Below are 22,238 nucleotides of genomic sequence, written 5' to 3' on the forward strand. Positions count from 1 at the left end.
CCTTTTATTTTTTTCTTCTATTAAGAGTACTCTTTATAGAGGACCAAAAGCTTGCTTTTTTCTGTTTTTTTGATTTAGGAGTCAGTTCGTTAGTGATATAAATATTTTCAATATTTATAGCATAATCAAGTGCAAGAACTAATCCTATCGATGTATTAGAATCTTTATTCGTAATGATGGAATAAGGATTCCCATGTTTTTTTGCAATTTGTATATATTTAGAGAGAGAAGGATAATTTATGTCTCCATTTAATAAAAGCTTCGAATTTGGATACTTTAACATCATTTCCTCAATCTCGTAATAAATCTTGTTTTCCATTACTTGGCTTTTTTTTAGGGCAATAATGATTCGCTCACGAAATGTACCAAGAAATTTCCTCTTTTCATCCGGTTTTATTTGTTTATCCCCGTACATCCCTTTTTGTAAATAATCATCAATATTTGGCTGTCTAGACAAAGCACAATCCTCCTATATATTAGAATCCTTATTATAACATAGGCAATTGAAGGTAAATTGTTACAAATGATTGTAGTTATTGGTGTTTTCGTATAGTTTATTGCTTTTGTAAAAGCCCATTAAAGGATTCAGCATTCTTATGGAGTTTGCAACTTTTTTCTTAGGGAAATGAAAGGTATAGTGGACTTCAGTGAGGAAATAGGATAAAAAAGAATCCATCTTGATTATTTTTGTTCAAAATGGATTCTTTTGCTTACTTTTTAAAAGGATTGTTCGGTTAGTTAATGAGAATCATTAGTTACAATCGTCTACATCGAGATCAGTTACGTTCCACCAGAAAAATCCATCTTTTTCGACAAGTTTATCTGCATCGTCTGGTCCCATAGAACCGGAAGAATAGTTAGGGAAAGTACTAGATGTTGTATTTTCCCAAACCTCTGAAATCTTATCTACAAATCTCCATGATAAGGCTACTTCATCCCAATGAGTAAAGTTTGTTGCATCTCCCTGTAAGCAATCATAGAGGAGTTTTTCATATGCCTCAGGAGTATTAATTCCATTTGATCCTTCATTTGAAAAATTCAATTTGACAGGATTGGTTTGCATATTCTGACCTGATTTTTTAGCGTTTAGGTGTAGAGTAATTCCTTCATCAGGTTGAATATGAATAACAAGCAAGTTTGGATTTAACTGATCATGATTATTTTTGTAAAGATTCATTGGTATGTCTTTAAATTGGACAACAATTTTGGTTGATTTTGCTGTCATTCGTTTTCCTGTACGGATATAGAACGGGACACCTGCCCATCTGAAGTTATCAATCATCAACTTACCAGCTACAAATGTTTCTGTATTTGATTGAGGATCTACATTTAATTCGTTTCGATATCCTTCAACCTTTTCACCATCAATGGAACCAGGTCCATATTGTCCTCGTACAAAATAGTTATTTACTTCCTCTCCTTCAATTGGACGCAATGCACGGAAGACTTTAACTTTTTCACTACGTATTTCATCCGTAGATAAGCGAATAGGGGGCTCCATCGCTAATAACGCTACCATCTGTAGCATATGGTTTTGTACCATATCCCTTAAGGCACCACTTTTTTCATAATATCTTGCTCGTTCTTCAACACCGAGTTTTTCGCTAGAAGTGATCTGGATATTTGAAATATAACGATGATTCCATAATGGTTCAAAGAAAGCATTAGCAAATCGAATGACTTCAATATTCTGTACCATTGCTTTGCCAAGGTAATGATCGATACGATAAATTTCTTCTTCGGCAAATGATTGTCTGATCTGTGCATTTAGTTTTTCTGCAGATTCTAAATCATGTCCAAACGGTTTTTCAATTACTAAGCGTTTGAACCCTTCTGTTTCCGTTAGACCGTCTGATTTTAAATGATCTGCAATTGTTCCAAAGAACTCAGGGGCCATTGCTAAATAGAAAATTCTATTTCCTTGTAGTTCATATTTGGAATCAAGTTCTCCTGCTAAATTACGTAATTTTATGTAAGACTCAGAATCAGTTACATCATGTGGTTGATAATAGAAATGAGAAGCAAAATCATCAATTTGTTCATTGGAACCTAGTGCTGTTAATACGGAATCCTTAACATTTGCACGAAATTCCTCATGTGTCCACGGGCTTCTAGCCGTTCCGATAATCGCGAATTTATCAGCCAGTTTGCCTTTTCTATATAAATGAAAAAGGGAAGGGTATAGTTTTCTCTTTGCTAAATCACCTGTTGCACCAAAAATCATAATTAATGATGTATGTGTTTCGTTTGTTGTCATCGTGGTTCATTCTCTCCTTTTTTGCATTCTAGTTTATAGGATACCAATAACTTGTTGTTAATAGTAAAGAATCATAAATTTTTTATTGTGTTACTTTTTTCTCGTGCATCCAAGTATTAAATTTACTCCATTCTTATATGAATTAGCAACTGATATGCAATTAACGCACTAAAGACTATTTTATGAAAGATATGATAATATAAATAAATAGTTGTTTTTGGGAGGGACTCTCTTGGATATTTTATTTTTAGGAACTGGTGCAGGAATACCAGCGAAGTTACGTAATGTTACATCGATTGCTTTAAAATTGTTAGAAGAAAGAAAATCAATATGGTTATTTGATTGTGGAGAGGCGACGCAACATCAAATTTTACATACATCATTAAAACCGAGAAAATTGGAAAAGATTTTTATTACCCATTTACATGGTGATCATATTTTTGGCCTTCCAGGTTTATTAGGAAGTCGATCTTTCCAAGGGGGGGACACAACCTTAACCATTTATGGTCCAAAAGGAATCAAAAATTTTATTGAAGTGTCCTTAAGGGTGAGTGAAACCCATTTACAATACCCATTAATAATTGAGGAAATAAGTGATGGCATTATATTTGAAGATGATCAGTTTGTCGTTGAGGCGGCTACATTGGACCATGCTGTACATAGTTATGGCTATCGAATCACTGAAAAGGATCGGATAGGAACCTTAGATGCTGTTAAGCTAAAAGAAGATGGGATTCCTCCAGGACCTATTTATGCCAAATTAAAAAATGGGGAAAGCGTTTATCTAGAGGATGGACGATTGATCCATGGAAAAGACTATGTTGGCCCGAATCAAAAAGGTAAGATAGTCACAATACTAGGAGACACAAGACCATGTGAAAATGCAATTCGTCTTGCGCAACAGGCTGATCTCTTGATTCATGAAGCGACATTCGCAGGGGATAGTGAAGAAATGGCTCATAATTATTTTCACTCAACAACTATTCAGGCTGCTAAGGTCGCCTATAAGGCCAATGTGAAAAATTTATGCTTAACACATATTAGCTCAAGATATGGTAAAGGAGATTGGCAACAATTAATTGAGGAAGCAAAAACGATTTTCCCTCAAACAGTGATAGCACATGATTTTATGGAAGTATCTATCTAAATGAGCGAAATATCATATCGTCTAGAAGGCTAAAATAGACAATATGTGGGTCAACTAGAGGTTTTGAAACAGATAACAGAGCGAAATGCAGAAAAATGTGTATCAGCGAAATTCACGAGAAACAGCTATCAAAAAAAGTACCTCAGACAAAAGTTCTGAGGTACTTTGGCATTTAAAAAAATACTTTTCTTATAATTTGTTGCTTTTCAATATTATTTTACAAAAATTATGCTAAACAACAATCTTTTCTTATTTCCATCCACGTTCATACTGTACGGGGCTTTCTATCGTAACACCAAGCTCTTTTGCGGCTTTTCTTGGCCAATAAGGATCTCTTAATAATTCACGTCCTAATAAGATTAAATCAGCACGGTCATTTTGGAGAATTTCCTCTGCTTGTAGCGGAGATGTAATTAGCCCTACTGCTCCAGTATCGATGTTTACGCCTTGTTTAATTTCCTGTGCAAATGGTACTTGATAGCTTGGATAAACAGAGATTCTTGCTGGAACAACGGCACCTGAGCTTACATCAATAAGATCTACTCCTTGTTCCTTCATCCATATACCGAATTGAACATAATCCTCTGGAGTTAATCCTTCAGCATGATAGTCATTAGCAGATACTCGAACCATAAGCGGTCCTTCCCATACTGTTTTCACAGCTTCAATGATGTCTCGTAAAAAACGATAGCGATTTTCAGCTGAACCTCCATATTCATCGGTTCGCTTGTTCGAAAGTGGAGATAAAAATTCATTGATTAAGTAACCATGTGCCCCATGTAATTCAATTACTTCGAAACCAGCTTTTTTTGCACGTAAAACGCCTTGTTTAAATGCCTCAATCGTTTCTTCTATATCCGATTTAGACATTTCCTTCGGTGTTTTACTTTTATTATCAAAAGCAATAGCGGAAGGGGCAATAATTTCTCCTTCTAGTTCGGCTTTTCTACCTGCATGCGCAATTTGAATTCCAGCGACAGAACCATGTGACTTAATAAGTTTGACTAATTCTGATAATCCTTCAATATGGTCATCATTCCAAATTCCTAAATCTTGAGGGCTAATTCTGCCTTGTGGTGTGACAGCGGTAGCTTCAAGAATAATCATTCCTACCTGCCCTACGGCCCGACTTGTATAGTGAGTTCGATGCCAATCGGTTACTTTCCCATCTTCAGCTTCACATGAGTACATGCACATTGGTGACATGATGATTCTATTTTTGATGGTAATATTTTTAAGTGTGTATGGTTCAAATAATTTTACAGTCATTTCTTTCCCTCCTCAAAGATTAATAAAAATTATAGCAATAGCTAGTGGTTGAGGAAAGAAACTTGCTTGGGAAGGCATATGGGAGGACATTTGTCTTCAATGATAATAAATAAAGGCTATTTTCGTATAGTTTGTTGCTATTGTTAAGGCCAAAGTGCCTGCTTTTACACCCAATAAAGGATTCAGCGATTCTCATGGAAATTGCCGCTCTTTTCTCAGTGAAAGGATAGATGTAGCAGTATTCAGCGAATAGTTATTCCTTAAAACTTTCCTTAAATAGCAACAATCTTTGAGAAAAGAGCCTAAAAAAATGCAATAGAATGATTCAAAGTTATCATTGCTTTATTTTCCTTGTTCTGGAAAGTCTTCTAGATTGTAAAGTAGCTTCTTTAATACAATGTATGAATGCTTCCTTTACTTGATTATTCTCAAGAACCCGTATTCCTGCCTCCGTTGTTCCCCCAGGGCTTGTGACTGCCTTTCTTAGATCTGCAGGAGATTTTTCTGAAACACTGAGCATTTCTGTTGCTCCGAGTAGTGTTTGAATAATCAATTGCTTTGCTACTGTTTCTTCAAGACCGATTTCTTCTGCGGATTGCTGCATAGCCTCGACAATATAGTAAATATAAGCAGGTCCACTCCCAGATAAGCCGGTAATTGCATCAAGCTTTTCTTCCTCAACGATAGTAGTATTTCCTATTGCGGATAAAAGCTTTGTTGTATCATTTAATTGTTTTTTTGTAACGTCTGGACTTAGAGCAATAGCTGTTGCTGATTTTCCAATAGCGGCAGAAGTATTTGGCATTGCACGTATAGTTGGGCAATTTAAAAATGACTGGATATATGAAATTGAAATTCCAGCTAAAACAGATAAAATTAATGTATTAGGCTGAATATAAGGGCGAATCAATTGAAGTCCTTCATCGGCATCTTTTGGTTTCACGGCTAATACAATAATGTCTACATCATTAAGGAGTTCATCCAGTTTATAGGTTATTTGCACCCCGTATTTATCATGCAATGTGGATAATTTAATATCATCGGAACGATTGGTTACAAAAATATCTTTTTGATCAATCAATTTCTTCTTTATGATTCCACTAATCATCGCTTCAGCCATGGATCCTGCACCAATAAATGAAATTTTCATCGTATTTCCTCCTTCTCATATGAATAAATAAAGTCCTCTTTAGTAAAATTCCCATTTTTAATGTTTTAAGTTAATGAAATAAAGTTGTCATTGCAGCTTGTTTAGCGGCAGAATCTCCAGCCTCTACTTTTGCAGTAAAGAAAAAGATAAATAAAAAACCCTTCATCCAAAAAAGGACGAAGGGTTGATTCGCGGTACCACCTTTATTAAATGCAGAGTTGTTCCTTCTACATTTATCTTGAACCGGTAACGTCGGGAAACGTATTGGTTTACCAATAAGCTCACAAGGTAGGTTCAATGAAAAAGTGGATGGTGAAGACTTTCAGCCAGTGGACCTCACTCTCTTTCATCATTTTTCATCTAATAGTCTTGTTCATTGCCGATGAATCATTAAATTATATCGATTATGCAGAAGAGCGTGCTTGTTTGTCAAGTGATTTATTTAAATTTTCTGTTTTATTTATATCGATATAATGACATCCTTTATAAAACTAGGTACAATATATATAAATAACTTTTTAGAAATTATAGAAATATAGGATTAAGGGGATGGAGAGAAATGGCTTCTTGGATTGGAAATATTGCAAAGATTATTTTACCGACACCTTTTGCTGTAGGAGATGTGAATGTTTATTTAGTGAAAGGGGAGGCTTTATCCCTTATTGATGCGGGGGTAAAAACAAAGGAAGCATGGGAAGCATTTACTAAACAATTAGCCCAATTGGGTTATGCACCTAATGATATCGAACAAGTAATTTTAACCCATCATCACCCTGACCATGTCGGTTTGTTAGAATGGTTGCCAGATCATGTAAAAGTTTTAGGACACCCCTATTGTGAGCCCTTTCTAAAAATGGACAAAGACTTTTTTATTGCCCATGATCAATTTTATTATAGGATTTTCCATGAGTTTGGTATCGTAGGTGAGTTTAGCCCACTTTTGAAAAAGTGGAAATCACCATTAAAATTCTCTTCTAAGCGCCCATTAACAAATGCTATAAATGAAGGTGATAAAATAGAGGGATTGAATGATTGGATAATCGTAGAAACTCTTGGACACGCTCAGAGCCATTTGTCCTTTTACCGCCCAAAGGATGGAATATTCATTGGTGGAGATCATGTTCTTGCGACAATTTCATCTAATCCATTATTAGAACCTCCATTACTTAAAAAGAATGAGCGTCCAAAACCACAGCTACAATATAATGCTTCCTTAAAAAAGCTATTTAAATATGAAATTAACAAGGTTTTTACTGGTCATGGTACAGAAATTAATCATGTACACGCCCTAGTGGAAAGAAGGCTGCAAAGACAATATGATCGCGCGATGCAAGTAAGGGAAATGCTTCATAATCAAGCATTAACAACATACGAGATTTGTAAGCAGCTATTTCCAGCCGTTTATCAGAAGGAATTAGGATTAACATTATCAGAAACAACCGCACAAATAGATTTTTTATTATCCATCGAGGCAGTTGAAAAGCATGTAAATGAAAATGGTGTGGCTTATTTTACAGCAGTATAGGAGTGGGAAGGATGGCCAATCAACGGCTACGAAATAAAACAATTGTAATTACTGGTGCTTCAGGGGGATTAGGTGAACAAATTGCCTTTTCTTCTGCTAAAAATGGCGCCAATGTGATTTTACTTGCTAGAAATATAAAAAGGCTAGAAGGAATAAAACAAGAAATAGATAAAAAGTACAGGGTCCGATGTGACGTCCATTATTTAGATGTTTCAAATCATGAACAAATCTCAAAAGTATTTCAAAGAATCACCGAGGAAAATGGAGACATTGATGTACTAGTTAATAATGCAGGATATGGAATTTTTGAAGAAGCACATACAGTTTCCATTGGCCATATTAAAGGGATGTTTGACGTAAATGTAATTGGATTGATGGCATGTACCAAAGAGGTGATGTCTCAAATGATGAAAAAAAGGTATGGACATATCATCAATATCGCATCTCAGGCAGGAAAAATGGCTACTCCCAAGTCGAGTATATATGCTGCAACTAAGCATGCAGTACTTGGATATTCAAATAGTATACGCATGGAATTATCCCTTTTTGATGTGTTTGTAACAACAGTGAATCCTGGTCCGATCGCAACCAATTTTTTTTCAATTGCAGATCAGTCAGGTACGTATGTTAAAAATGTAGAACGATTTATGTTAAATCCGGAAAAATTAGCGAATCAAATTGTGGATAGTATGCTAACAAACAAGAGAGAAATTAATGCTCCAAAATGGATGAATGCAGGGAGCATCATCTATACACTTTTTCCACGTTTAGTAGAAAGGGTAGGAAGAAAGGCCTTTTTTAAAAAATAGAAAAACTATATTCATATGTTTATAGTCGGAGGTTAAAAAGATGATGGCCAATATAGAAACACAAATATTAAAATGGTTTGATCATTTTCACACACACCCGGAAGTGAGTTGGAATGAGGTTAATACAACAAATAAGATTGCCGAAATTTTAGATGAAGTGGGTATATCGTGTCGACGTTTTTCAGATGTGACAGGCTTATTTGCTGAAATAGGTGAAGGGGACGAAGTAATTGCTGTCAGAGCCGATATGGATGCACTATGGCAAGAGGTGAATGGGGTCATGCAAGCCAACCACTCATGTGGACATGACGCAAATATTACAATGGTCCTTGGTGCACTTCTTTATTTGAAAGATCAGACCTTAAATAAAAGAGTTCGTTTTATTTTTCAGCCAGCTGAAGAAAAAGGGAATGGAGCACTAGCAATGATTGAGCGTGGGGCTATGGATCAGGTGAACTATTTATTTGGTATTCACTTACGACCGATTGAAGAGCTTCCATTTGGATTAGTAGCACCATCCATTCATCATGGGGCAGGGGTATTTTTAGAAGGGAAAATAATTGGTGAAGATGCACATGGAGCTCGGCCGCATCAAGGAAAAAATGCTTTGGATGTAGTTGTTGGGTTGCATCAATTCTTGAAGTCTATATACATTTCACCGTTTGAATCGTATTCAACGAAATTAACAAAAATTATAGCAGGTGGGGAAAGCTTAAATATAATTCCTGGTGTTGCAGAGTTTGCTATTGATGTACGGGCACAAAAAAATTCTATACTCAATGAACTTCAGGAACGTATGATGAATGGATTAAGTGGGTTAAAAGCTTTATATGGGGTTGATATTGAAGCTCGTTGGGTGGATTATACACCTGGGGCTGAAGTTTCAAAGGAAGCGGCATCGATCGCTGAAAAAGCTATTCGTCATGTAGTTGGTGATGCAGCGACTGCACCAGCAGTTGTGACATCGGGAAGCGATGATTTTCATTTTTATACGATTAAACATCCAAATGTGAAAGCTACAATGATAGGGATTGGTGCTGACTTGACACCAGGCTTGCATCATCCGAACATGACATTCAATCATAAGGCACTAGATATAGGAGCACGTGTTTTAGCTGAAACAATAATGAGAGCATAATTATCTATTATGATAGATAAAGGCTTGAAAGAAACACGTGAAATGCGTGAAATCATTCAAAAACGAGCTGCAGACAAAGTGAACATTAAACGAATGAAATGTGGTGGTATCTATCCAGCGATGAAACTGGCACATCAAGCAGAAATCGCAGGAATAGAATGTCAAATTGGTTCAATGATTGAATCGTCCATTGGTTCTGTTGCTGGATTTCATGTTGCTTTTTCTATAAAAAATATTACTAGTGTTGAATTAACCGGTCCTTTGAAATTTTCAAAGGATGTTGGTACCCTTCAGTATGATGTTCTAATGATTCGATTGACCGAAAAATCAGGGCTAGGGATTGATGTGAGTGAAAAGATTGTGAATGAGTTAAGTGTATTTCAGGACAAAGTTCAGTAAGGAGGTGGATTTATGGAAGTAATTTTCGAAGGAAGTTTATGTAATGGACAGGAAACGTTTCATGTTATTCCGTTATCTATAATACATATAGAAAAGATATTAGAATTACAAGAAATTGTTATTGATGCTTTAGAGGATAGAGATATGTTACAGCCATTATCTAGAGAAGAATTTGCGTATATCTTGAATGGAAATGGTCTGATGATTGGTGCGTTTGTGGATGAGGAATTGATTGCCTTTCGTGCCCTCCTAGTACCAGTCATTGATGAGGAACATCTTGGATTAGATATTGGACTTGCTGAAGAAAACTTAAAAAAAGTAATCTATCAAGAAATTTCAAATGTTCATCCTACCTATCGTGGGAATCGGTTGCAGCAAACTTTAGCTACACTTATTATGAAAGAATTAGCACGGAAGAAATTAGCTTATTCATATCTTTGTTGTACTGTTGCACCATATAATATTCCTAGTTTAAAAGATAAATTTGCCCAAGGTATGCATATTGCTGCTCTAAAGGAAAAATATGGTGGTCGTTTACGCTATATTTTCACCAAAAAAATAGACGAACCCTGTGATAAGTCTCTAGATGAAAAGGTAAAGTTAAACATTAAAGATATAAATGGCCAGCAAGAGCTTTTAGCATTAAATTGGAAAGGAACTGGAATGGAAGTTCAAAACGGTGAATACTGGATTGAGTACAGTAGAATAGGTATATGAACAGATCATCACTTGTTCACCTTATTTTAAAACGCTAATAATGATGAGTAAGCTTGGTTAATAGATGATTTAATCCATACATTGTTAAGGAGGATATGAACTTTGCAAAAACTACAAAAAATATCTGACCACTTCCTATATCTACCTCCATATCAAGAAACAGATCGCCCGATTTTGGCTGCGGTTAAAGGATCTCAGAGAACTTTATTAATTGATGCTGGAAACTCGCAAAATCACGCGAAGCTGTTTTTGAAGCAACTTGAAGAAAGACAAATTAAAGGGGATTATTTAGCACTTACACATTGGCATTGGGATCATGTGTTTGGTATGAGTGAGATGATTGTTCCGAAAATTTGCTATGCTGAGACTAAGGAAAAGATTGAAGAAATGCAGCTCTTATCTTGGGAGGATGAGTTTTTAGATGAGCGTGTAAAAGAGGGAATCGAAATTCCATTTTGTGCAGATGCCATAAAGAAGGAGCTTGGAAATAATCGAGTGATTCACCTTCCAGTTCCTGAAATTACATTTGATTGTCAACTGACGATTGACCTTGGTGGAGTGACATGTTTCATCGAACATATTGGAGGGGATCATTCATCAGATTCTAGTATCGTTTATATCCCAGAGGAAAAAGTGCTTTTTCTTGGGGACTGTATGTATGCAAATCTTTATTCTGAGAAATGGAATTATACGGTAGAGGAAACTCTCCAGTTATTGGACAAACTTGAAAAATATGATGCAGAAATAATTTTTCAATCTCATACACCTGAGCCATTAACGAAAAATCAGTTTAGTTCCCAGCTCAGTCTATTAAAAAACACAGCAATCCTTACTGAAAAATATGCTGGAAATGAACCTTCAATCATTCAAGAATTGTCGCAGATAATTAAAAGGCAATTAAATGAAGATGAGTTAGAAACTATTCGCTTTTTTGTGAATGGTTATTCCTTATAGAAAAACGAAGAGAGGCATGAAAGGCTCTTATCTCAAACATTGTTGCTATTTAAGTAAAGTTTTAACGATTAACTATCGGCTAAAAACTGCTACATCTATCCTTTCACTGAGAAAAGAGCGGCAATTTCCAAAAGAATTGTTAAATCCTTTATTGGGTGTAAAGGTATAAAAGCCACTAAGGCTTTTATAAAAGCAACAAACTTTACGAAAACAGCCCATGATAAAAAAGAAAACGGTCTAATTTATATTGTTTTACAATGTATCAAATCGCCTTCTCTTGCTTTTTTTCCTTTGAAGAAATATTTGGATAAAAGAAACGGTAAATACAATCCATAAAATGGGATTCGTGAGCGAGATTCCAGAATGAGATTCCCCACCTAAAAATGTTAAAGCTCCAATAAAGGCGATTGAAAAAATGTGAAAAAATAATTGTGCAGGAAAGACATTTTGTTCGGATGAATTTTTTATTTGGTCCTTTATTAGCCCTATAACGAATAAAATGAGAATGGCAAAAAAGAATATCCATTTTTGAAAAGGTGTTGAAGGAAAGAGAGTTGGAAAATAGTCATAACAGAGCGCTAGACTAAAGACAATATAAAAAATAAAATCAAAATAGTTGGCTTTCAGAAAATTCATTCAACCCACCTCCTAAATTATATACTTCTAATTTTTACGTCCATCCTTGTCATAAAGTTTCATACTCTCTCTAAATGTTTTTGTCCTGATCAAATAAAAGCAACTCCTTTGTAATCGTGATAGTTGAAATCTAATGACATACTTGTTTTGTAGAAATTCAGTTTTTAAACGGCCGAAGTTGCAATAATCTGAAAAATATCAAGGTACTTCTTCGGGGGAGCTTATTGAATATTCCGTCTATTATAATAACATCATTGGGGTTCATTATGAAACATTTAACCAATGAAAACGTCTAGTAATAATAATTGGTGAGTAGAAGGGAGCTAAAATGAAGAACAAATTTTTCTTTGCTCTAATATTTGCTTCGTTAATTTTTTTGAATGCTTGTGTAAAACCCTCTGATCATAATATTTCAATTAAGGATTACTTGTTGTCAAGTGAACAAAGTTTACCTGAAGGATTTAATAGAGGTGAAAACCATTTTTTGATGCAAATAGCTAGTACGAAAAATGAGAACAAAAAAATCTGGAAGGAATATAACAAAGATAAAAATCTACCAGAAATCGATTTTGCAAAATATGACATATATTTTTTGGGGCTAACTGAAAGTGGGAGTTGCCCTACAAATATTAAAGAAATTAGAATTGATTCTTCAATGATGAATATTATGTTATCTACAAAGGATGGGGAATGTACCGCTGATGCAAAACCAAAAAACTTTGTTTTTAAAGTAGATAAAAATATATCAACTAAATTAACGAATATCGTCATTATTGATGGTAATGAAAAAATAACTTTTGATATGAAAGATATAAAACATTGAAAAATCTTTAGAGAATTTGAAAGTCAATAAACTAAGAGCAAAGCGCATAAACATGGATGTACTAAACAAGTTAATTGAACAGTTTTAAAATCCTAATGGCATCTTAGTCTTAATTATGATGAGGATGATGAACTCTTCTCATAAAGGAATGAATTATTGGGCCCTAGGTATCCGATATGGTGGGGGAAAAGCAATACAATGAATGTCAACATGAATCAATTAGGAAAAATATATAAGATCGGTATGAAGGGGGAAAAATTGTTTTGAATTTGAAATAAAAAAATAGGACCGATCTATGATATTCTGTGATCGGTCCAAGATCTATTAAATATATGTCCGGATAATAGAGTAGACAATGATAATTGCAAATAAAATGGTTAAATGATTGAGTGAAAATATAAACATTGTTTTTGCCCATTTTTCAGGACCCATTTTTTTGTAACTCATAATACTTAAGATGAACCATGCTACACTTAATACTAGCGCGACAATTGTAATGCTAAGACTGAAAGTAATAAATAGGAAGCTTGCTGCAATCAATGCAATTAAATATATATTTGTTTGCACGAATGTACGTTTAAATCCTTTTACTACTGGTAGCATCGGTACATTCGCTGCTTTATAATCATCATGCTTTCGAATAGCAATCGCATAAAAATGTGGCATTTGCCAAAGGACCATGACCGCAAAAATTCCAAATAGTGCGGGATGCATCATATCAGAAGTAATGGCGGCCCATCCGATTAGCGGAGGCATCGCTCCTGAAATGCTTCCAATTTCCGTATTATAAATGGTTCTACGCTTTGACCACATAGTATATGGAATGACATAGAAAAATAAGCCTAGAAAACCAAAAAATGCTGCTAGTGGAGTAGTGAAAAATAGTGCAATGAGTCCAACTAGTGCCATGAAGATACCTAATAAGAGTGCAGTTTTTGGTTGAATCGCACCTGTTACAGTTGGGCGATTTTTAGTCCGATTCATAATGGAATCGATGTCACGATCATATAAATTATTAAAAACACCTGCTGCACCTATAACTAAAGCTGATCCAATGATTGCTAGTATAATTTCAGGTAGCTTTTCAAAGGGTCTAATATGATTTGTATATAAAGCTAATGCTAATCCAGCAAGCATCGCCATTAAATTTGATTTAATTATGCCTGTTTTTACGGTTTCTGCCAAAACTTTTGACAAAGCCTGTTTTTGAATCGTTGAAGAGGTATGTTGAATACCTTTCTCGATTTTTACATCACTTCGCATGTTTACCCTCTTTCCTATATATCAGGTTAATCTATTCTCTAACTGTTCTTTACCAGTTTATCATAATTCAAGCATGAAAAGCATGTTCAGTTATGAACAATCTGCGAAGTATATGAAAGTGGGTTTCATTTCCTGTTAAATATTCATAAACAGCATTATTAATGAACTTATGGAGGTACCTGTAGGGTCTTTTTTTGTTTCTTCTATAATAAGCCTATATAATTTCTCATAATCCTCTTTATTAACAGGGGAGGATTGCATGTCAAAATCATCTTATAGGTAGCCTTGGTTCCTTAGTTTTAGTAAAAATAGTTTTTCCCTTGTTACACCTTCCTGGGAATCTTCTTTCTAGACTTAGAATTTTGCAGAAGCTTTTTTATATATAATTCAATTATTCCATTCTGTTTTCATTCACCTCATTGTTAGGTTAACACTTTCTATGAGATGGCAGGCACAAGTCGTTTAAATTAAATTGTCCGCATTTTACCATGTGTCAAATAAAAAAAATACATACTTCCATTTCCTACCAATAACCTCGGGTATAGCTTCAACCAAAATATGATCCTTTTAAGTAGATAATTATTCTTCAAATTAAAATTTATAGGCACCAAAAAGTAACTATGTTACTTTCGGGTTCTTATATAACTTTGAAGTGCGTACTTACTTTTATAAAACACATTGCTTATAATACTTCTTGCGGACACTTTCTACTAGACTTTTTGAAGTTCCTGTTCAAGGAGAATTTACATCATGACTAGAAAGGAACGTAGATGGAATGGCTCAGTTTACCATTGATGAATAGAATACATTTGATCAAGATAAAAATGATAAGTGGGTCCACTGCCTTCTCAATTAACATCTAATTTACTTAATTGGATTAAGATCTCATGGTTTTTCGTGATACAAAATTCTAGAAAATTGGGAACAAAGTGGTATAACGGGAGCAGATAGAGTAATTCCTACAAAAAGTCGGACATTTTAAAAGCGTAAGCATTCGAATAATAAATAATATCAAGAATCTTGGAGGTAAAAGGAATGGTTAAAAATTTACAGGATACAACTACTTTGCATAACGGAGTAAAAATGCCTTGGTTTGGTATAGGAGTATTTAAAGTGGAAGAAGGACCTGAGTTGGTTCATGCGGTAAGAGCAGCTATTAAGAATGGCTATCGTAGTATTGACACAGCAGCTATCTATGGAAATGAAGAAGGCGTTGGACAAGGTATTCGTGAAGGAATTCAAGAAGCAGGAATCACAAGAGAAGATTTGTTCGTGACTTCTAAAGTTTGGAATGCTGACTTAGGATATGAGTCTACTATTCAAGCCTATGAAACAAGCTTAAAAAAACTTGGGCTAGACTATCTTGATTTGTATCTTATCCATTGGCCAGTAGAAGGGAAATATAAAGAGGCATGGAGAGCATTAGAGACTCTTTACAAAGCAGGAAAAATTAAAGCTATTGGGGTAAGTAATTTCCAAACACATCATCTTGAAGAATTGATGAAAGATGCGGAAATTAAACCGATGGTGAATCAAGTAGAGTATCATCCACGATTAACTCAAAAGGAAGTTCAAACGTTCTGTCAAGAACATGGTATTCAATTAGAAGCGTGGTCACCATTAATGCAAGGGCAATTATTAGATAATGAAGTTCTAGCTGAAATTGCTACTAAATATAACAAGTCCGTTGCTCAAGTCATCTTACGTTGGGACCTACAAAACGGAGTAGTAACTATTCCAAAATCAACAAAAGAGCATCGAATTATAGAAAATGCAAATGTATTTGACTTGGAGTTAACCAAAGAAGATATGGAACGTATTGATGATTTAAATCAAAATCATCGAGTAGGTCCAGATCCTGATAATTTTAATTTCTAATGAATCTTATCTTTCACCTGTAAGCCCAAGTAAGTCACAGTATTTTAATAAAGAAAGTCACCTTTTAAAAGGTGACTTTCTTTTTAAGGTAGAAGAATCGTCATATGATGTCTCCCAAAAGAAGTGTTCTCTGAGTTATTATGGCATTTTGTTAAGAAAGAAGGATAAAAACTATGAATATATTCTCTAAGCATGATGGATATAGTCGAATGTATAAAGAAGGGGAGTTGACCCTAGGACTCCATATACCATTAGAAAATTATCAATTTGATACTCCCACGATGGAAAAACAAGTGGAGCTATCTCAATTAGCCGAGTCTTACGGTTTTACTGGTTTATGGCTTCGAGATGTCATATTAGATGATCCATCGTTCGGTGACCCAGCTACCGGACAAATATATGATATGTTAATTTATTTAACATATTTAGCAAGCCATACAAAAGAAATTGCTCTGGGAACCGCAGCGGTTGTCCTTTCCCTGCGCCATCCTTTACGCGTTGCAAAAGAAATTGCGACAATTGATCAACTGTTTCCAGAACGTCTAATTATGGGAGTATCTTCTGGGGATCGAAGAGCAGATTTCTATGGTTTAAACGTTAACCATGAAGAACGAGGAAAACGATTCCTTGAATCATTTAATTATTTAAATCAAGTATTATATGAGGAGTATCCTTCTATTGAGTCTTCGTTAGGATTAATTCAAGGAAGTAATTTAGTTCCAAAACCTAAAAAACGAATTCCAACAATGATTACTGGTTACGCTCAACAATCCATGGAATGGTTTGCAAAGAATGGGGATGGATGGATTTACTATCCTAGAAGTCCGCATTTTCAAGCAGAAGCAATAGAAAAATGGAGACAACTTGTTGAAGAATACCATCCTGGAGTTTTTAAACCATTTTCACAACCGATGCATTTGGATTTGTCTGAGGATCCAAATGAAATGCCTACGGCTATAAGATTGGGATTCAGGATAGGACGTAATAGATTAATAGAATTATTGAATATTTACAAAGAAATTGGTGTAAATCATCTTTTCTTTGCACTTTTTGATAGTAAAAGACCAGCTGATGAAGTAATACAGGAGTTAGGGGAAGAGGTTTTGCCTCATTTTCCTGCGATTAAGTTGTAATTCATGAAACTACTTGTTCATTGAATAATAGGGGGGGTAGCGACAATATCAGTAATGAACCTTTGGTGATGTACATGCAGGAAGGATTAACAAGATAGTGGTCCACCTGGCTTTTGATTGAAGGAGAGAAGTACATCAACCTCTCTCTTTTTTCTGTTGGTTAAATCCTAAAGCCTTACATCGAGTTGTTTCGATTTCTTACGGGTCTATTGAAGGTTTGGATTTTAACCATCTAATTCGTCATGTCTCGAAAGATTTTGATTATCAATGGGATATACAACAATATAGTTGCACGTGATAAAGCTACCTTTCTATAAGTAAAATTATCCCTTCAGTTTAAAATAAGGGGAAAAATCCATACTAACCATATTATTAAATATAATTAATCATTTAAAAAGCAATTAGGAGTGATTCAATTTGTTTCTGCATTTGAAAGGAAAAACTGCGCTCGTTACAGGGTCAACAGCCGGAATTGGTAAAGCAATTGCGATGTCATTAGTAAAAGAAGGTGTTACAGTCATTATTAATGGACGTCGTGAAGAAAAGGTTAGTCAAACAATTAAAGAAATTCAAGAACAGTTTCCTGAAGCTATCCTTCAGTCATTGGTTTCTGATTTAGGTACAGAACAAGGATGCCAAAAGGCTATAGAGGAATTTTCAGATGTAGATATTCTCATTAACAACCTAGGAATCTTTGAACCCAAAGAATATTTTACTATCTCTGATGAAGAGTGGTTTAAAATGTTTGAGGTCAATATTATGAGTGGTGTTCGGCTTACTCGATGGTACCTAAATCAAATGATCCAAAAAAAGGAAGGAAGAGTTATATTTATTGCTAGCGAAGCTGCCATAATGCCATCTCAAGAAATGGCTCATTATAGCGCAACTAAGACGATGCAGCTCTCGCTTTCACGAAGTTTAGCTGAGCTGACTAAAGGAACAAATGTAACAGTCAACACTATTATGCCAGGTTCAACTCTAACAGAAGGAGTAGAAACAATGCTAAATACCCTTTATCCTAATGAGAAATTGACCATGGAAGAAGCTGAAAGACGGTTTATGAAAGAAAATCGGCCAACCTCTATCATTCAGAGGCTTATTCGACCAGAAGAAATTGCACATTTTGTTACGTTTGTAAGTAGTCCTCTTTCTTCAGCTATTAATGGATCTGCTTTGAGAATCGATGGCGGATTAGTACGTAGTGTGTTTTAATGACAAAAGCATTACCAGTTTTCAAGATGTCTTAGTTAACAATAAAAATTGAGTGGTTACAAGAGCAATTTTTTTTATAGGGTAGTCCAGGTTCTCTACAATCAAATTGAGAAACTTGGGCTTTTTCGTTATTCCCTAAACACGTGTGATTGTGGAAGTCCAATGTCTAAATATTCTACGCGAGAATATCTAAAGATAAAAGGTTTTAAGTGATTATTTTATACTAATTATTTTTTACTTAGTAGGATGGAAGAAAAACTAAAGTGGTGTATTACTGATATTGGTAAATTTTTGATTTATAGTATAATTTTATTAAAATAAAAAGGGTGTGGAATATGAAACTAATTAGTGGCAATACGAAATCAACTAACAGGGATATCCCATATATACATTATAAACATGAAGAGAAATCTAGTTCTCTTACTATCATCTTACCTGGTGCAGGTTATACTACTCAGGCACCATTACTCCACTATACAACAGGAATTATGTTAAAAAAAGGTTCTGATATTTTACTTGTAAATTATCATTATTCACAAGAGGAAGTATCTTCCTTAAGTTCAGATGAACATACATCCGATGTTCAAGCAGTGATTGAAACAATTTTAAAAGATAATGATTACACTGACTTTACTATAGTTGCTAAATCATTAGGTACGATTGCATTGACTCATCTTTTGAAATATCCGAAGTATCACTCAGCAAAGGCTATATGGTTAACTCCTTTATTACAGCGAAACGATGTTTATAATGCTTTATTAAATAATAAAACTCAGGCACTTTGTATTATTGGTGATAATGACCCTTGTTATATCTATGAAAAATTCGAAAAAATTAAAAACAATAATAGATTAAAAATAAGTTTAATTGAAGGTGCTAATCATAGTATAGAGATTGAAGGTGATATTTTTAAATCAATTGAAGTGCTAAAGGATGTAATGGTTAAAATAGATGAATTTTAAAACTGTGTCGTTAGCACACAGTTTTTTATTTAATGAATTAGTGTAATGACTTGGGAAAGGAAAGAAGTGTTACTGAAAACATTTCTTTTATAACAGAATGGAGAAGAAAAGGAATCGCTAAAGCGTAATAACAGAAGCTTTAAAGTTCCTAAAAAACAAAGGAAAGAGTGAAGCCACACTTTAAGTGTATTTGGTGTTAGTGGAAGGGCTATATCCTTATATAAATCATTAGGATACAAAATGTTATATACTATTATTGAGTTTGGAATTGACTTATAATCTTCAAGCATTTATTTTACATAAGAGAGAACCTAGATTATCTAATAGAATTTTATCCTCTTGTACTGTTAAAGCAAATGATAGGATCAAATGGTGCATCATGTAGATATAAATGAGTGATTAAATTTATCCAACAAATATAGGTTATTTTTTTATTGCATTTACATTGCATTAATCCAAGGAGGATTAATGCTTTTTGGTTGTAGTTTGTTCTTGAGCTAATAAAGGGGGAGAAGAGTTGTAGAGCAATATTTTCCTAAAAGGTTATTTTAGGTACTGTCTACATAAGAATCATTGGAGGAAAAACAATTCATTGAACTCATTTCAGTGTTTTAGGAATGTAGAAATATATTGTAAATTCGCACTCTATTATACATCATGCATAAAAAGTAATGCTAGAATACTGTAAATGTTTTCAGGCAAAAATAATATGGATGATAAAGTCTACCTATATTTCATTTTTACAATTATTTAAAGCAGATGCAAATTATTTAGGAAATTGTAAATAAATCCTTGAAAGGATGTTTTTAATGGAAAGAAGATTACTACATCTACTATTTACTCTATGCATGCTGTGCCTACCATTTTTATTTAGAGGATCAAAAATGAGAGAAAATCTTGTTATTTTTTTCTCAAAAGGAGTTCTCGCAACCCTTATAGATGCTTATGTTGTAGGTACGAAAAGGATAGAGTATCCTGTTCGCCCTTTTCCAAAAATTTTTAAAACCAATATCGTTTATGACATATTGTTTTTCCCGCTTTTAAGTGTAATCTGGGTTAAATTATCATACAATGATAATTTTTGGAAAATACTTTTGAAAAGTCTACTTTTTAGTGTCCCTATGAGTTTAGGTCAATGGTATTTACAAAAATATTCAAAATTATTTAAATGGAAAAAATGGTCACCGTTTCATACTTTCGGAAGTGTAAGTTTTACTTTATTTACGATTAGGGGTCTTGTCGGATTCATTAAGATGTTAGATAAATTTAAGCATAATCAAAATGTAACTTAATATTTCTGCATTGTTCCTACTTAGGGATATTTTTAATCATAATTATCTGTTTCTACTAACCGCTAATACCTTTATTAAATGTAAAAGTCGACAATAGAGAAGCAATAATCTATACGAAAACAGTCTTTTAGAAATACCCAACAAACTGTAATGAATGTTAATAGTTATGAATCAGTTTGTTGGGCTATTGTTGAATGAAAAATTAAACAACTTTATTGAAAGGAAAAAGCTGCTTAATAACTTATAAAGATTAGTTTATATTCAAAGGTAAAGCCGATAATTTTTTTTGATATTGTAAATTTATTAGAATCAATTTATTTATTATATATCTCAAAATAGAGATTTTTGCGAATAGAATTAAATGAAGCAGCTGTTCATATAAAAGTATAAGATTTTAGAAAATATATAAAGCAAAGCATATACTACATAAAAAGATAGAGCTTGATGAAGTAATGGAAGAAGGATTTGTGGGTCTTTTAAAAGTCATATAAAAAACTTTATAAAAGATTGAGCAACGAAATTAAACGAATGCTTAACTGTTTGAAGAATGATTAGCAATCATTTAAGAGATAATAAAAGGAAATCTATGTTATTATGTCCAATAAAAAAACAGAGAGGAAAATGGATGATGACTAAAGTTGGTATTTTGGTTGGTAGTCTTCGGAAAGAATCTTTTTCAAAAAAACTTGCAGCAAATGTTGCAACTTTATTCCCAAATGGATATGAAACAGAATTTGTTGAAATAGGAGATTTGGCATTATATAATCAGGATTTTGATGATGAAAACAATGCTCCTCCGGAGTATACGACCTTTCGTAACAAGATGAAGGAAATTAAAGCCGTATTATTTGTAACTCCTGAATATAACCGTTCAATACCTGCTGTATTAAAAAATGCATTGGATGTGGGTTCTCGTCCTTATGGAGCAAGTGTATGGAATAACAAACCAGCCGCAATTATCAGTCAATCTCCAGGTAAATTGAGTGGGTTTGGTGCTAATCATCATTTACGTCAACCTTTAGTATTCTTAAATATGCCAATACTTCAACAACCTGAGGCTTATATTGGAAATGTCGCTGATATATTGGATGAAGATGGTAAGATAAAAGATGAAGGAACGGTTAAATTCCTACAATCCTTCGTTGATGCGTTTGTTGATTTAATTAAGAAATATCAAGAATAAATAATACATGTGGATGTACCTCGTAATAGAGCATTGTCTCCGACCATTTGTTTTTTATACAAAGGAGATTAATAAAAATGAAGGCGAATATTGAAGAATCAAAAAAAAGAATCACGAATTATTCGTAGGAATGACTTCGGGACTCTTTTTTTTTGTAATTATTTATTTTGCACGAACAACAGATTCAAAATGCCCTTTATGGGAACCATCACAAAAAGGCTTCTTCATAGATAATCCACAGCGGCATAATGAAAACGACGGCTTAGTTTCAAACACATTCCCTTCTGCGTCAATTAGTTCCACATCCCCCGTTATGCGGTAGGATCCATTATCATTTACTTTAATTTGTACTTTAGACATTAACAACATCCTTTCTATAATTAGCACTCTATTATGATGGTATAAGGAAAAAGTAGAAAAAGCAACTAGGTAAGATGGATATTATTTCTAATGTTATTTATCTTAAGGTTTTTTAACTACTTTTGGATGAT

The 22,238-nt window shown here is 34.0% G+C and carries 20 protein-coding genes, 1 pseudogene and 1 other annotated feature; of the genes and pseudogenes, 14 read left to right on the top strand and 7 right to left on the bottom strand.

Features of this window, described 5'->3' with window-relative positions; genetic code table 11:
- Nucleotides 1-4: 4 nt before the first annotated feature.
- Nucleotides 5-457: a YueI family protein gene (locus NST63_RS09985; RefSeq protein WP_212943034.1), complete on the bottom strand. Its 453-nt coding sequence runs from the start codon at nucleotides 455-457 to the stop codon at nucleotides 5-7.
- A 294-nt stretch (nucleotides 458-751) separates the two neighbouring features.
- Nucleotides 752-2,257, bottom strand: a complete 1,506-nt coding sequence (zwf, locus tag NST63_RS09990; RefSeq protein WP_212943033.1) for a glucose-6-phosphate dehydrogenase — start codon at nucleotides 2,255-2,257, stop codon at nucleotides 752-754.
- Nucleotides 2,258-2,489: 232 nt separating this feature from the next.
- On the opposite strand from zwf, the gene rnz reads away from it, so the two are divergent.
- Complete coding sequence (rnz, locus tag NST63_RS09995; protein ID WP_341041990.1) at nucleotides 2,490-3,404, top strand: ribonuclease Z; 915 nt, start codon at nucleotides 2,490-2,492, stop codon at nucleotides 3,402-3,404.
- 249 nt (nucleotides 3,405-3,653) lie between these two features.
- Here the strand turns inward: rnz and namA are convergent, their stop codons facing one another.
- Nucleotides 3,654-4,673, bottom strand: coding sequence for an NADPH dehydrogenase NamA (gene namA / locus NST63_RS10000; RefSeq protein ID WP_212943031.1), 1,020 nt, complete (start codon nucleotides 4,671-4,673; stop codon nucleotides 3,654-3,656).
- Nucleotides 4,674-5,007: 334 nt separating this feature from the next.
- Nucleotides 5,008-5,823: a pyrroline-5-carboxylate reductase gene (gene proC / locus NST63_RS10005; RefSeq protein WP_212943030.1), complete on the bottom strand. Its 816-nt coding sequence runs from the start codon at nucleotides 5,821-5,823 to the stop codon at nucleotides 5,008-5,010.
- Nucleotides 5,824-5,992: 169 nt separating this feature from the next.
- Nucleotides 5,993-6,209: a binding site (T-box leader), on the bottom strand.
- A gap of 173 nt (nucleotides 6,210-6,382) precedes the next feature.
- Between proC and NST63_RS10010 the strand changes: the two genes are divergently transcribed.
- From NST63_RS10010 to NST63_RS10035, 6 genes and pseudogenes are all read left to right on the top strand, one after another.
- A complete protein-coding gene (locus NST63_RS10010) occupies nucleotides 6,383-7,348 on the top strand; it encodes an MBL fold metallo-hydrolase (RefSeq protein ID WP_341041991.1) in 966 nt (321 codons plus the stop codon).
- Nucleotides 7,349-7,359: 11 nt separating this feature from the next.
- Complete coding sequence (locus tag NST63_RS10015) at nucleotides 7,360-8,157, top strand: SDR family NAD(P)-dependent oxidoreductase (RefSeq protein WP_341041992.1); 798 nt, start codon at nucleotides 7,360-7,362, stop codon at nucleotides 8,155-8,157.
- Nucleotides 8,158-8,197: 40 nt separating this feature from the next.
- A complete protein-coding gene (locus NST63_RS10020) occupies nucleotides 8,198-9,295 on the top strand; it encodes an amidohydrolase (protein WP_341041993.1) in 1,098 nt (365 codons plus the stop codon).
- Nucleotides 9,296-9,694 (top strand): annotated as a pseudogene (locus tag NST63_RS10025) (enolase C-terminal domain-like protein); the annotation flags it as partial.
- 12 nt (nucleotides 9,695-9,706) lie between these two features.
- Nucleotides 9,707-10,411 (top strand): GNAT family N-acetyltransferase, encoded by a 705-nt coding sequence (locus NST63_RS10030; RefSeq protein ID WP_341041994.1) that lies wholly within the window; start codon nucleotides 9,707-9,709, stop codon nucleotides 10,409-10,411.
- Between the two features lie 102 nt (nucleotides 10,412-10,513).
- Nucleotides 10,514-11,365 (top strand): MBL fold metallo-hydrolase, encoded by an 852-nt coding sequence (locus NST63_RS10035; RefSeq protein ID WP_341041995.1) that lies wholly within the window; start codon nucleotides 10,514-10,516, stop codon nucleotides 11,363-11,365.
- A 252-nt stretch (nucleotides 11,366-11,617) separates the two neighbouring features.
- On the opposite strand, the gene NST63_RS10040 is transcribed toward NST63_RS10035, so the two are convergent.
- Nucleotides 11,618-12,001 carry a hypothetical protein gene (locus NST63_RS10040; RefSeq protein WP_341041996.1) on the bottom strand — a complete coding sequence of 128 codons (384 nt, stop codon included), beginning with the start codon at nucleotides 11,999-12,001 and terminating at the stop codon, nucleotides 11,618-11,620.
- A gap of 328 nt (nucleotides 12,002-12,329) precedes the next feature.
- Here NST63_RS10040 and NST63_RS10045 point away from each other — a divergent pair, with 328 nt between their 5' ends.
- Nucleotides 12,330-12,824: a hypothetical protein gene (locus tag NST63_RS10045; RefSeq protein ID WP_212943018.1), complete on the top strand. Its 495-nt coding sequence runs from the start codon at nucleotides 12,330-12,332 to the stop codon at nucleotides 12,822-12,824.
- Between the two features lie 324 nt (nucleotides 12,825-13,148).
- Here the strand turns inward: NST63_RS10045 and cyoE are convergent, their stop codons facing one another.
- On the bottom strand, nucleotides 13,149-14,087 hold the full coding sequence (gene cyoE / locus NST63_RS10050; RefSeq protein ID WP_212943017.1) for a heme o synthase: 939 nt from the start codon (nucleotides 14,085-14,087) through the stop codon (nucleotides 13,149-13,151).
- 1,035 nt (nucleotides 14,088-15,122) lie between these two features.
- Between cyoE and NST63_RS10055 the strand changes: the two genes are divergently transcribed.
- From NST63_RS10055 to NST63_RS10080, 6 genes are all read left to right on the top strand, one after another.
- The gene (locus tag NST63_RS10055) at nucleotides 15,123-15,965 is read left to right on the top strand and encodes an aldo/keto reductase (RefSeq protein WP_341041997.1); all 843 of its coding nucleotides are present in this window, start codon (nucleotides 15,123-15,125) and stop codon (nucleotides 15,963-15,965) included.
- A gap of 173 nt (nucleotides 15,966-16,138) precedes the next feature.
- Nucleotides 16,139-17,098, top strand: coding sequence for an LLM class oxidoreductase (locus tag NST63_RS10060; protein WP_212943015.1), 960 nt, complete (start codon nucleotides 16,139-16,141; stop codon nucleotides 17,096-17,098).
- Nucleotides 17,099-17,515: 417 nt separating this feature from the next.
- Nucleotides 17,516-18,310 carry an SDR family NAD(P)-dependent oxidoreductase gene (locus NST63_RS10065; RefSeq protein WP_341041999.1) on the top strand — a complete coding sequence of 265 codons (795 nt, stop codon included), beginning with the start codon at nucleotides 17,516-17,518 and terminating at the stop codon, nucleotides 18,308-18,310.
- A gap of 335 nt (nucleotides 18,311-18,645) precedes the next feature.
- Nucleotides 18,646-19,272: an alpha/beta hydrolase gene (locus NST63_RS10070; RefSeq protein WP_341042000.1), complete on the top strand. Its 627-nt coding sequence runs from the start codon at nucleotides 18,646-18,648 to the stop codon at nucleotides 19,270-19,272.
- Nucleotides 19,273-20,081: 809 nt separating this feature from the next.
- Nucleotides 20,082-20,564, top strand: a complete 483-nt coding sequence (locus tag NST63_RS10075; protein ID WP_212943009.1) for a CBO0543 family protein — start codon at nucleotides 20,082-20,084, stop codon at nucleotides 20,562-20,564.
- A gap of 628 nt (nucleotides 20,565-21,192) precedes the next feature.
- Nucleotides 21,193-21,747, top strand: a complete 555-nt coding sequence (locus NST63_RS10080; RefSeq protein ID WP_212943550.1) for an NADPH-dependent FMN reductase — start codon at nucleotides 21,193-21,195, stop codon at nucleotides 21,745-21,747.
- Nucleotides 21,748-21,909: 162 nt separating this feature from the next.
- Here the strand turns inward: NST63_RS10080 and NST63_RS10085 are convergent, their stop codons facing one another.
- Nucleotides 21,910-22,107, bottom strand: a complete 198-nt coding sequence (locus tag NST63_RS10085) for a CDGSH iron-sulfur domain-containing protein (protein ID WP_058002281.1) — start codon at nucleotides 22,105-22,107, stop codon at nucleotides 21,910-21,912.
- Nucleotides 22,108-22,238: the final 131 nt, after the last annotated feature.

Origin of the sequence: Heyndrickxia sp. FSL W8-0496 (genome assembly GCF_038007825.1) — a bacterium.
Taxonomy (GTDB): Bacteria; Bacillota; Bacilli; order Bacillales; family Bacillaceae_C; genus Heyndrickxia; species Heyndrickxia oleronia.